This window comes from Xanthomonas sp. SHU 199, assembly GCF_000364665.1.
Classification (GTDB): Bacteria; Pseudomonadota; Gammaproteobacteria; order Xanthomonadales; family Xanthomonadaceae; genus Xanthomonas_A; species Xanthomonas_A sontii.
In genome coordinates, this window is sequence record NZ_AQOI01000820.1 from 1 (window position 1) to 10,918 (window position 10,918).

The following is a 10,918-nucleotide window of genomic DNA, read 5'->3' on the forward strand; positions in this document are numbered from 1 at the left end:
GGGTGCACGGCCACCGCGAGATTCCGGATCCGTACACCGGCGGCAGCGCCCAGTTCGAGCAGGTCTGGCAACTGGTAGACGAAGCCGCCGCCGGCAGCGTGGCGCGACTGTCCGCCGACCTCGGCTCCGGCATAATCGGCCGATGAATTCCATCGCCGCCCTGGAACTCCCCGCGTCCGGCGCCTGGCTCAACGCCGAGCCGATCCGCCTGCGCGATCTGCAGGGGCGGGCGCTGGTGCTGGCCTTCGTCAATGCCGCCTCGGTGTGGTGCGCGCAGCGCCTGGCCGAACTCGGCCAGTGGCAGGCGCGCAATCCCGGACGTCTGCAGGTGATCGTGGTGCAAGTGCCGCGCTTCGACAGCGAGCGCGAGCCGCAGCGGGCGCTGAAGCTGCTGCGCAGCCAGGGCGTGTCCGCGCCGGTCCTGCTCGATGCCGATTGGGCCGCCTGGCAGCGCTTCGGCGTCCAGGCCTGGCCGACCCTGGTGCTGATCGACGCCGGCGGTGTCGAACGCGAGCGCCTGGTCGGCATCGGCGGCGCGGAACTGGACAAGGCGCTGCACGCGCTCTGCGCCGGGCAGCCGCTGCCGCTGGACGAGGACCTGCGCGACGCCCGCGAGACCCAGCCGGAGCCGCGCCTGCCGCTGCGCTTCCCGACCGGCCTGGCGGTGGCCGAGGATCGCCTGTACGTCGCCGACAGCGGCCATCACCGCATCCTCGAATGCAGCACCAGCGGCCGCGTGCTGCGCCAGTTCGGCATCGGCACCGCGGACTTCATCGACGGTGCGATCGGCGAGGCGGCGTTCCACCGCCCGCGCGGGCTGGCGCTGGAGCGCGGCGTGCTGTACGTGGCCGATACCGGTAACCATGCGCTGCGCCGGATCAACCTGCTCACCGGCCAGGTCGACACGCTGTGCGGCAACGGCCGCGCCGGCGAGCCGGTCGAAGGCCCGGTGGAGCAACCGCTGCTGGCGCCGCTGAACCATCCGCAGGACGTGGTGATCGCCGACAACCAGGTGCACCTGGCGATGGCCGGCGACAACCGCATCTGGAGCTACGATCTGGGCAGCCGCAGCCTGCGCTGGCGCGCCGGTGCCGGCGCGCTGGAGCTGCGCGACGGCAGCGGCCACCTGGCCGCGTTCGCGCAGCCGTGCAGCCTGGCCGCGGTGCAGCAGGTGCTGTACGTGTGCGATGCGCTGGGCTCGGCGGTGCGCTCGATGCAGTTGCGCGGCGACCTGGTGCAGACCCTGCTCGGCGGCCAGGGGCCGTGGGATTTCGGCAACGAGGACGGGCCGCGCAGCCGTGCCCGCCTGCAGTTCCCGCAGGCGATCGCGCTGAGCCCGGACGCGCCGCTGCTGTGGATCGCCGACAGCGGCAACGGCAGTCTGCGCAGCCTGCGTCTGGGCGGCGGCGAACTGTCCACCGCGGCCTTGCCGCGGCGCCTGCATGGCCCGGGCGGGTTGGCGGTGAGCGCCGGCACGGTGTGGATCGCCGAGACCGATGCGCATGCGGTGCTGCGCTACGACATCGCCAGCGGCGAACTGCACGACGTCGCGATCGGCGAATGAGCACCCCCGCATTGCCCCCGTTCGACGGCAAGGCCTTTGCCGCCAACCTCAGTACTGCGCCCGGCGTCTACCGCATGTACGCCGCCGACGACACCTTGCTCTACGTCGGCAAGGCCGGCGCACTGCGCAAGCGCGTGTCCAGCTACTTCAGCGGCTCGCCGAAGAATGCGCGGACCATGGCCATGCTGGCGCAGGTGGCGCGCATGGACGTCACCGTCACCCGCAGCGAGGGCGAGGCGCTGCTGCTGGAAAACCAACTGATCAAGTCGCTGTCGCCGCGCTACAACGTGTCGCTGCGCGACGACAAGAGCTATCCCTACGTGTTGCTGACCCGCGAGGAGTGGCCGCGGATCACCCTGCACCGTGGCCCGCGCGCTGTGCCCGGGCGCTATTTCGGGCCGTATCCCGGCGTCACCGCGGTGCGCGAGACGCTGAACCTGATGCACAAGCTGTTCAAGCTGCGCAGCTGCGAGGACAGCGTGTTCCGCAACCGCTCGCGGCCGTGTTTGCAGTACCAGATCGGCCGTTGCAGCGCGCCGTGCGTGGCGTTGGTGGCGGCCGACGAGTACGCCGAGGCGGTGCGCCGCTCCACGCTGTTCCTGGAAGGGCGCAGCGACCAGCTCGGCGAGGAATTGGTGCAGGCGATGCAGGCCGCCAGCGAACGTCTGGAGTTCGAACGCGCCGCTCGCCTGCGCGATCTGCTGGGCTCGCTGCGCAGCATGCAGAGCCGGCAGTACGTGGACGGCCGTGCCGCCGATCTCGACGTGCTGGCCTGCGCCACCCAGGGCGCCAACGCCTGCGTGCTGCTGCTGGCGTTCCGCGACGGCCGCAACCTCGGCACCCGCGCGTTCTTCCCCAAGACCAACGGCGAGGACAGTGCCGCCGAGGTGCTGGGTGCGTTCGTGTCGCAGTACTACGTCGAGCACGCGCCGCCACGCGAGGTGCTGCTGGACCGCGAGATTCCAGACGCCGAGCTGATCGAGGCGGCGCTGAGCTCGGCCGCCGAGCGCAAGGTGCAGCTGAAGTGGAACGTGCGTGGCGAGCGCGCCGGCTACCTGGAGCTGGCCAGCCGCAACGCCCAGGCCACCTTGGTCACCGAACTGACCAGCCGCAACGCCCAGCACGCGCGCAGCGAGGCGCTGCGCGAGATGCTCGGCCTGGCCGAGCCGGTCAAGCGGGTGGAATGCTTCGACATCAGCCACACCATGGGCGAGGCCACGGTGGCCTCCTGCGTGGTGTTCGACGCCAGCGGCCCGGTGCGCAGCCAGTACCGGCGCTACAACATCAGCGGCATCGAGCCGGGCGACGACTACGCGGCGATGCGCCAGGCGATCGAGCGCCGCTTCCGTCGCGCCGCCGAAGGCGAGGGCAAGGGCGACGTGGTGCTGCCGGACGTGCTGCTGATCGATGGCGGCGCCGGCCAGCTGGCGCAGGCCACCGGCGCGCTGGCCGACCTGGGCGTGGACGGGGTGCTGCTGATCGGCGTGGCCAAGGGCGCCGAGCGCCGCGCCGGCCACGAGACCCTGGTGATGCCGGACGGACGCGAACTGCGGCCGGGCGCGGCGTCGCCGGCGCTGCAGTTCATCCAGCAGGTGCGCGACGAGGCGCACCGCTTCGCCATCACCGGCCACCGCGGGCGCCGCCAGAAGGCGCGCATGACCAGCAAGCTGGAGGACATCCCCGGCATCGGCCCGCGCCGCCGCGCCAGCCTGCTCAAGCACTTCGGCGGGCTGGCCGGGCTCAAGGCCGCCGGCGAGGCCGAGATCGCGCGGGTGGAAGGCATCAACGACGCACTGGCCGCACGAATCTACGCTAACCTGCACGGGCTGCCGGTGCCCGATCCGGCAGGCGAGTAGAGCAGCGCAATGAAGTTGACCATCCCCACCTGGCTCACGCTGCTGCGGATCGTGATGATCCCCGTGCTGGTGCTGGTGTTCTATCTGCCGTACACCTGGACCAACTTCGCCTCGGCGGCGATCTTCGGCCTGGCCGCGTTCACCGACTGGCTGGACGGCTGGGTGGCGCGGCGCTACCACCAGTACTCCGCGTTCGGCGCGTTCCTGGATCCGGTGGCCGACAAGCTGATGGTGGCGGTGGCGCTGTTCCTGATCGTGCAGGGCCACCCGACGCCGTGGATGGCGTTCTGGGCGGCGGTGATCGTCGGCCGCGAAATCGCCGTGTCGGCGCTGCGCGAATGGATGGCCGAGATCGGCCAGCGCGCCAAGGTGCGGGTGGCGATGATCGGCAAGATCAAGACCACCGCGCAGATGGTGGCGCTGCTGTGCCTGCTGTACTCGGTGATGCCCGATGGCTCGCCGCCGGAGAGCGTGTGGATGGGCTTGTTCATCTTCCACGTCGGCGACTGGACCCTGGCGATCGCCTCGATCCTGACCCTGTTGTCGGGCATCCAGTACCTGCATGCGGCCTGGCCGAGCCTGCGCGACGACGAGCGCGCGGCGGTGGCGGAAAAGAACGCGAAAAAAATCGAAGGCAACGGTTGACAGGCTGCGTGGTCCCGGTAGAATTCGCGGCCTCAAGCGGGAATAGCTCAGTTGGTAGAGCGCAACCTTGCCAAGGTTGAGGTCGCGAGTTCGAGTCTCGTTTCCCGCTCCAGATCATGAAAACAGGACCTTCGGGTCCTGTTTTCGTTTTGGGCGGATGCGCTGCACTGGCAGATGCGTGCGTGCGCGTCGAGCCGTCGCGCAGGGCCGTTTCGCTTGATGCGGTCGCCAGCAACGCGATGGCGAACTGCACTGCGTCAGTTGGCCATCGCATCGCATCGCGTTGCCGGATGGCCGTGCCACCCGCCGTTGCCGGAAGCGATCCAGCTCGCTGCCTTGGCCTGCCACGCCCGCCTTGGGGTGCGGTGCGCATGCAGGTTGTCGGCTGCTCCGCGTTGAATGAGGACGCGCCGTTCGCCATGCGCAATCCCGGCTGGATCAACACGCAGGCACCGTGGCCGCGTTGAGGATGCAGCGGGTGCTGCATCGGCATGTACTCGCCGCCGTGCGCTGCCCGCGGCGCGCGCCGGCGGCGAGCGCGTCATGCAGGCACGACCGTGACGCGATAGATGCGCCCCTGCGTTCTCGTGCCGCCTCAGGGCCTTGGAATGGCCGCACGGAAGCCGGCATGCCCGCAGGCCGCGTCGTAGGCGTAGTCGCCGGCGGCAAGCAAATGGCGGCCGCTGTTGATGTGTGCCGGCGGCGTCTTCAGCGGCCCGCGCCACTGCACGCTGTCCGGGGTCGCCGCCTTGCCGTCGCCGACCGCAAAGCTGTAACCGAACACCGATTGCCCCTTCGCGTCGACAACGTCGAGCCGCAGCTGGGTGGCATCCGGCACCACGCGCGTCGGATGGCCTGACATCTCCACGGTCTGTTGCAGGCGCTCGGGCGTGGCCGGCGGCACCACCGGGTTGAGCATCATGTAGGACACGCCGGTATCGGGCAGCAGCTTGCCGCAGACGCGGTAGTCGCTGCCGCTGCCGGGAAAGCTGGCGCAGGCACTGGGCGCCTGCCAGTCGCCCGGCGCATCGGCGGTGGCGCCGCCGCGCTGCAGCGGTACCAGTGCGAATCCTTTCAGTGCCGCCTGGCTGACGCCCAGGGTGATGCCCTTGGCACTGACGATGTAGCCGGGGCTCATGCGCTGCGCGCGCATCTGCGCCAGGTTGAGGAACGGATTGCGCGCGGCATCGACGCCGCGGTCGTAGCCCACGCCCATCATGCCGAAGGTCGGCGAGATGGTGCTGCAGTTGCGCAGCACCTGCGTGCTGCTGCTCAGCGCAGGGCTGCCGTCGTAACCGGCGCAGGTGGCGGGCACCTGTGCCAGCGGCTTGGGTTGTTGGGCCGCGCTGGCGACATCGCAGGTGCACTGCGCGGCCAGTACGGTGATGCGGTCCACCCGCGCGGCGGCGCGTTTGCCGTCGGGCGAGACACCGAGTTGCATCGGCACGTCCACGTACTTGCCGGGGTGATACTTGCTGTCGCTCGAGTAGAAGATGTGACCCGGCGTGCTGGAAGCGTCCCAGGCGCTGCGCAGCGCGTCGCTCAGCGGCACCACCACGCCGGTGGAACCGGTATCCACCTCCAGCACCTGACTGCCCTTGCTGCGGCCGTCGGCATCGCTGCCGAGTTGCACCCGCACCTGGTAGGCGAACTTGGGCGTGGCCCTGGAGGCCAGCGGCAGGTCCACCGTCTGCGTCTGCAGCGCGCAGGTCTGCGCGGCGGCGGTGGCGCTCGCGGCCAGGCACAGCGCGGCCCCGCTCCAGCGTGTCCATCGGTTCATGGCGATGCCTCGTGTGGGTGTGGCGCCATGCTAGAGCGCGGCAGCATGCCCATCGTGCGCGGATCCGCGCGATGCGGCGCTTGTCTACCGCCGCTGGCGTGGCGCTGTGGTCGGCATTCCAGTCGCGACGCGATGCCTCCTGCACACGCGAGGCGCGCATCCGGATCCCGGCAACGCCTGCGCGCGCGCAACCCAGGGTTGCCAAGCCGGGGGGCTTGGTACACAATGCAGTCCGTTGTGCGCCGGGCTGATTCAAAAACATCTTTTGAATCAATGCGTTGGACGAGAGCCGCAAGGCATCGTCCGGTTCCTGCCGCAAGGGCCCCGGCAGCGGGGCTTTGTTTTTGTCGGACGCCACAGGCGTTGCGGCGAGACGTCAGTCCACCGGCCTGGTGGCAGAGTGGTTATGCAGCGGACTGCAAATCCGCGTACGCCGGTTCAATTCCGACCCAGGCCTCCAGTTCGATGTAATGCAAAAGGGCCGCTTTCTGCGGCCCTTTTGCGTTGTGCAGTGCGTGCACCTTTCCGCAATCGCGCAGAACGTGCCGCCATTGCGCGATGGCGTGGGGAACGACCTTTGCGAAGCGTGTGCGCGATGACGCCTCTCGCCATCGCGCACACGCCGCTTCACCAGCGATATGTGGCCTTGGCCATGACACGTCGCTGTTCGCCGTAGTAGCAGTTGTCGTAGGCGTCGCAGTTGCTGAGGTAGGTCTTGTCGGCGAGATCGTGCACGTTCAAGGCCAGGCTCCAGCGGTCGCGGTCGTAGCCGAAGCGCGTCGAACAGGGTGAACGCCGGCACTTCGGCGCGTGCGGCGCCCAGGCCGAGCCGGATGCCGCTGTCGAAGCGGTAGTCGGCCCACAGTGCAGCGGCGTGGCGCGACACCGCCGACAGCGGCTTGCCCAGCTCGCGTGGGTTGCTGCTGGCGGTCACTTCCACGGTCGGTGTGTAGCTAACGTGGGCGACATCAGGCGACTCCTTCGCTGCGGCGGCGGACCGATGCGCATGCAAGACGATGCGGGCGGGATCGGTTGCCAGCGGATGCCTTCGGACGGGTTCCAGCTGGTGCTGCCCTTCACCTCGTCCAGGTAGTGGGCGTAGTTGGCGGTCATGCCGACCGGCATTTGCGGGTGATGAGGCGGGGTGGACGCAGGGAATGGCGCCAGCGCGCGCGATGACGCCGGCTGCGCGTCGTGTCGTCGCGTTGACCTTTGGCGATGTGGGAGGCACCGTATACGCGGCCTGGCGATATGGCCTGCAGCAGTGGTTGGCTGCGCGGCCGGGCGTGCGAGGCGAAGGCCGAGGTCTTGGCCGGTCTCGATCCTGCAGCCGACAGGGAGCGTGTGATGGTGTCGAAGGGAATGTCCGCCACGGCGCGCTGCGCGCTGCCGCTGCTCATCGCCGTGTCCGCTGCGCCCGCCGCGGCCAGGGAGATGCTGCAGTGCCCCGGGCGCCTGCGCATCGCCGAGGCACAGTTGCAGAGCCCCGACGTGCCGGCTGGTGCCCGCGTCGATCTCGCCGCCGCGCCGCCGCTGCGGCTGTTCTCCAGCGGCGTCTATTCCGGGCCGCCGCGCGAGATGGCGGCGCTGGTGCCGAGCAACGAGGACGCGCGCCGCCCCGGCGATGCGGGTGTGTCGATCTGGCGCTTCGATGCGCCCGATCCGCATGGCCTCTATCTGGTGTGTGGATACGGGCCTGACGGCAGGGTGCAGGTCTCGCGGCGTGTCGGCGACGTCGCGCGCTGCGAAGCGAAGCCGCTGCGTCCGAGCAGTGCCGATCCGGCTGCCGGCACCTTGTTCGTCTGCGAGTGAGGCCGCGCGATGGCAGCTGCGCGCAAGGCCATGGCGATCGCCGCGCAGGTGCTGTCCTGGAGCGGCTATGCGTTGGGCATGCCGCTGCTGTACGCCGTGTCCGGTAGCCCGTACGCATGGGTGGACGGTGCCGATCCGCCGGGACAGCGGCAACGGGCGGCTGGTCGGCCTGTGCGTGCTGGCGGTGCTGGTGCTATTGCAGGGCGTGCACGCGCTGCTGAGCCGCCGCCGCAGCGTGCGCCTGTGCTGCCTGGTTGCGCTGGCGATCGCCTGCCTGGCTTGGTACTGCTGGAACTGAGCGCAGTCTCCAGGTCGCGTGTCTGCGCGACTGGCGCAGGCACGTGAACGCCACGCGGCGCACGCCGCGAGCGATGACGTCTTTGTCGCGCGTGCTGCGGTGCTGCATCGGGAGAACGGTCGTCCAGGACGCCAGAGCGGCCGGCGCCGCGTGTGTCGACGCGATTCCAGCGGTAAACAGGAAAGTCCTGTTGAAGAGAGGAGCGGGGGCAGCGATCCCTACCTTCGGGATTGGGGAGTCGGGATTGGGGATTGGTCGGGGCGGCGCAGTGCGGGCCTGACGGTTTCGCCGGTGGTGGCAAGCAGTGCGCTGGTGCGCGGATCGCGGCCGACCCGCGCCGCAGGCTCAGTCCTGCGGCGTTTGCGCTGCGACTGTCCGTGCCTTGCGCTGCATGCGCCGGCGCACCAGCCAGGCTGCCGCGGCCAGCAGCGCCAGGCCGGCCGCACCCAGGGCGAGCCGTTGCCTGTGCACGAACTGGCGTACGGCCTGGCCGCGCTCGATCCACAGGCGCCGCCGCGCGCCCTCGAAATCCGGCGTCTCGCAGGCGCCCACGCCGAACACATAGGCCTTGCCGGGCACCGGATTGAGCGCGCCGTGCGCGACATAGCGCTGGTAGGACCGACGCGCCTGCGCGGGGTCGAGGGTGATCAGCCAGTCGGTCGCCTGGCACAGCGCGGCGGCGTAGGCCTGGCTGCGTGCGGGCAGGTCGTCGGCGGCGCGATCGGCCAGGGCGGCGGCGATCCAGCGGTAGTGGTAGCGGCGGTAAGGCTGCGCGGCGGTGGCGTTCCAGCGCTGCACTTCGGCGGCGGCGATCAGGCCGCCGGGGCGCAGCTGCGCATGCGCCGTGGCTTCGGCATAGTTGCCGGCGTAGACCCGGTTGTCCGGCCCAAGTTCGTAGCCCAGCAGTTCCATGCCCTGGCGGCGCGCGATCAGGGCGGCCCGGTAATTGCCCTCGGCGCGGCCGATGCCGGTCCAGGCCGATGTGCCTTGCTGCCGCGCATCGCGATAGCGGCGCGCCGCCTCGCGCAATTCGGGCTGGGCGAAGTAGGGCAGCGCCGCGTCGTAACGGCCGTCGCGCATCAGCCGGCGCGCCAGCAGTTCGCGCAGTTTCAGGGCCGGCGTCCGTTCCCAATACTCCTGTGCCGCGTTCGCGGTGGACGGCGGCGTGGCGGGCACGTGGCGATCCACGTAGTCCTGCAGTTCCGGCACGGTGAGGACGCGCTCGGCGACCGCGGCGGCGTCTTCCCAGTAGAGGTCGCCGCTGCGGTACAGCTGTGCGAACGCCTCCACGTAGCTGCCGCGTTGCAGCGCCAGGATCGCCGCTTCGCCCTCGATGCGGCACTGCGGTTTGAGCGTCTCGTTGCTCCAGTCGCCATTGCGGCGCGTGCCCCAGTCCTCGTTCGGCGGGAAGCGCCGGGATGCCTGCGCGTAGGCATGTGCGGCGCGCGCGGCGTCGCCGTCGCGCAGTGCCATCTTGGCGCGCAGCCACCAGGCCAGGCCGCTGTCGCCGGCATGCGCGAGCAGGCGCGCGGTGCCGGGGTAATCGCCCTGGCGATAGGCCAGCGCGGCCAGGCGGTCGGCGTCTTCCATCGGATCGCCCGCGGCGTCCTGCAACAGGCTCAGGAAGCGCGCCGAGGTCAGCACGCTGCCGGAGTCGGCATCGAAGGCGTGGCTGTCGCTGAGCAGCCGGGCGATCAACAGCCGCCGCACCGCCTGCTGTCGCAACAGCGGCGCCAGTTCGGCATCGCTGCGGCGGACGAGATCGGCGGCCACCTGCTTGAGCGAACTCATGCCGGTGTCCGAGCCCTGTGCCGCCTGCACCGCGTACAGGCCGATCGCGCCGTTCCAGTCGCCGCTGGCGAGCAGCAGACGCGCCTCCTCGCCGAGGCTGGCGATGCCCAGCTCCAGCGGATCGTCGAATCCGGCCAGGCGCAACGTGCGGGTCTGCTGGAAGGCCTGCCGCGCCTGCTGCCGGTACGCCTGCCGCTGCGCCACGGCATCGCCGGCCAGCGCGCCGTCGGCGGCCAGCGCCAGGCTGCGTCCCAGCGAAAAGGCGGCCCACGTGCTGCGCGCCCGGCGCTGTGCCTCGGGCAGCGCCAGCACCTGGCGAAAGTAGTCCGCGGCCGACGGATAGCGGCCCTGCGCGAACGCCACCGCGCCGGCGGTGTACAGGCGCAGTTCCGGTGGCAGATCGGCGCCGTCGCGTTCGGCCTGCTGCGCATCGTCCAGCGCGCGCAGTTGTTCGATCCGGGCGAACCGCGCGGTGCCCACTTGCCCGCGTTCGACGTCGTCGCGCTGCTGCGGGAACTGCGCGCTGGCGTCCCAGTAGCGCGGCAGGGTCGCCGTGCCGGCGCGGCCGAGGCCGTCGATCGGTGCGCCCAGGCGCTGCACTTCGCGAGCGAAGCTGCCTTCGGGCAATTGCGCCAGCGCGCCGGCACGGTCGTCGAGCAGGCGGTACGGGAACTCCGGGCCGCAGGCGCGGGCGCCGCCCAGCGGCAGCAGGAGCAGCATCAGCGCGGCGGCAAGCGTGGCCGCGGGTCGGGGATCACGGCAGGACATCGATGGCACCTGTGTGCAGGCGGCGGCAGCGGACCCAGCCGAGCGCACGGCGTTCTCCGGCGGCCAGGGGTTGGGATGCGCGAGTGCGTTCGAAGCGGGGCGACGGTGCCGGCCATTGCAGCCGGTAATCGCCGAGTGCGTCGCCGGCTTCGCAGGCGCTGCCGCGCAGAACCACGCGCTGCGGCGGCGTGGCCGCGGTCGTGCCATCGTTCGCGAGCGTCAGGTCGTAGACCGGGGCGGTGCCGCTGGCCTGCACCTGCACGGCCGCCTGCAACGGACGGCCGTGCACCACCGCCTGCAGCGTCGTCAGCGGCCAGGCGCGGCGGTCGCCCGGCAGCGGCAGGCGGAACCAGACGATGCCGGCCAGGTGCGGCGGGCGACGGGCGCGCAGCGCATCGACGAAG

At 70.8% G+C, this 10,918-nt stretch carries 8 protein-coding genes, 2 tRNA genes and 2 pseudogenes; 8 read left to right on the top strand and 4 right to left on the bottom strand.

The window, feature by feature from the left end:
- From D183_RS25700 to D183_RS0122410, 5 genes and pseudogenes are all read left to right on the top strand, one after another.
- A pseudogene (locus D183_RS25700) lies at positions 1-146 on the top strand (low molecular weight phosphotyrosine protein phosphatase); the annotation flags it as partial.
- Entirely contained in the window at positions 143-1,564 is a 1,422-nt protein-coding gene (locus tag D183_RS0122395) for a redoxin domain-containing protein (RefSeq protein WP_017910969.1), read from the top strand. The pseudogene D183_RS25700 and the gene D183_RS0122395, both read left to right, overlap by 4 nt.
- On the top strand, positions 1,561-3,420 hold the full coding sequence (uvrC, locus tag D183_RS0122400; RefSeq protein ID WP_017910970.1) for an excinuclease ABC subunit UvrC: 1,860 nt from the start codon (positions 1,561-1,563) through the stop codon (positions 3,418-3,420). Before D183_RS0122395 ends, uvrC begins: the two co-directional genes overlap by 4 nt.
- A gap of 9 nt (positions 3,421-3,429) precedes the next feature.
- A complete protein-coding gene (pgsA, locus tag D183_RS0122405) occupies positions 3,430-4,065 on the top strand; it encodes a CDP-diacylglycerol--glycerol-3-phosphate 3-phosphatidyltransferase (protein WP_017910971.1) in 636 nt (211 codons plus the stop codon).
- Between the two features lie 36 nt (positions 4,066-4,101).
- Positions 4,102-4,177 (top strand) — tRNA-Gly (locus tag D183_RS0122410).
- A 483-nt stretch (positions 4,178-4,660) separates the two neighbouring features.
- On the opposite strand, the gene D183_RS0122420 is transcribed toward D183_RS0122410, so the two are convergent.
- Positions 4,661-5,845, bottom strand: coding sequence for a hypothetical protein (locus D183_RS0122420; protein ID WP_017910973.1), 1,185 nt, complete (start codon positions 5,843-5,845; stop codon positions 4,661-4,663).
- Between the two features lie 386 nt (positions 5,846-6,231).
- On the opposite strand from D183_RS0122420, the gene D183_RS0122425 reads away from it, so the two are divergent.
- A tRNA-Cys gene (locus tag D183_RS0122425) sits at positions 6,232-6,305 on the top strand.
- 470 nt (positions 6,306-6,775) lie between these two features.
- Here D183_RS0122425 and D183_RS27105 read toward each other — a convergent pair.
- The gene (locus tag D183_RS27105) at positions 6,776-6,958 is read right to left on the bottom strand and encodes a hypothetical protein (RefSeq protein WP_198527690.1); all 183 of its coding nucleotides are present in this window, start codon (positions 6,956-6,958) and stop codon (positions 6,776-6,778) included.
- Positions 6,959-7,153: 195 nt separating this feature from the next.
- On the opposite strand from D183_RS27105, the gene D183_RS25705 reads away from it, so the two are divergent.
- Together D183_RS25705 and D183_RS28105 are read left to right on the top strand one after the other, a co-directional pair.
- Entirely contained in the window at positions 7,154-7,657 is a 504-nt protein-coding gene (locus D183_RS25705) for an STY0301 family protein (RefSeq protein WP_232757338.1), read from the top strand.
- Positions 7,658-7,784: 127 nt separating this feature from the next.
- Complete coding sequence (locus D183_RS28105; protein WP_017910977.1) at positions 7,785-7,955, top strand: hypothetical protein; 171 nt, start codon at positions 7,785-7,787, stop codon at positions 7,953-7,955.
- 345 nt (positions 7,956-8,300) lie between these two features.
- On the opposite strand, the gene D183_RS0122450 is transcribed toward D183_RS28105, so the two are convergent.
- Both D183_RS0122450 and D183_RS0122455 read right to left on the bottom strand, forming a co-directional pair.
- Positions 8,301-10,466 (bottom strand): hypothetical protein, encoded by a 2,166-nt coding sequence (locus tag D183_RS0122450; RefSeq protein ID WP_017910978.1) that lies wholly within the window; start codon positions 10,464-10,466, stop codon positions 8,301-8,303.
- 34 nt (positions 10,467-10,500) lie between these two features.
- Positions 10,501-10,918: pseudogene (locus tag D183_RS0122455) on the bottom strand (DUF3142 domain-containing protein); the annotation flags it as partial.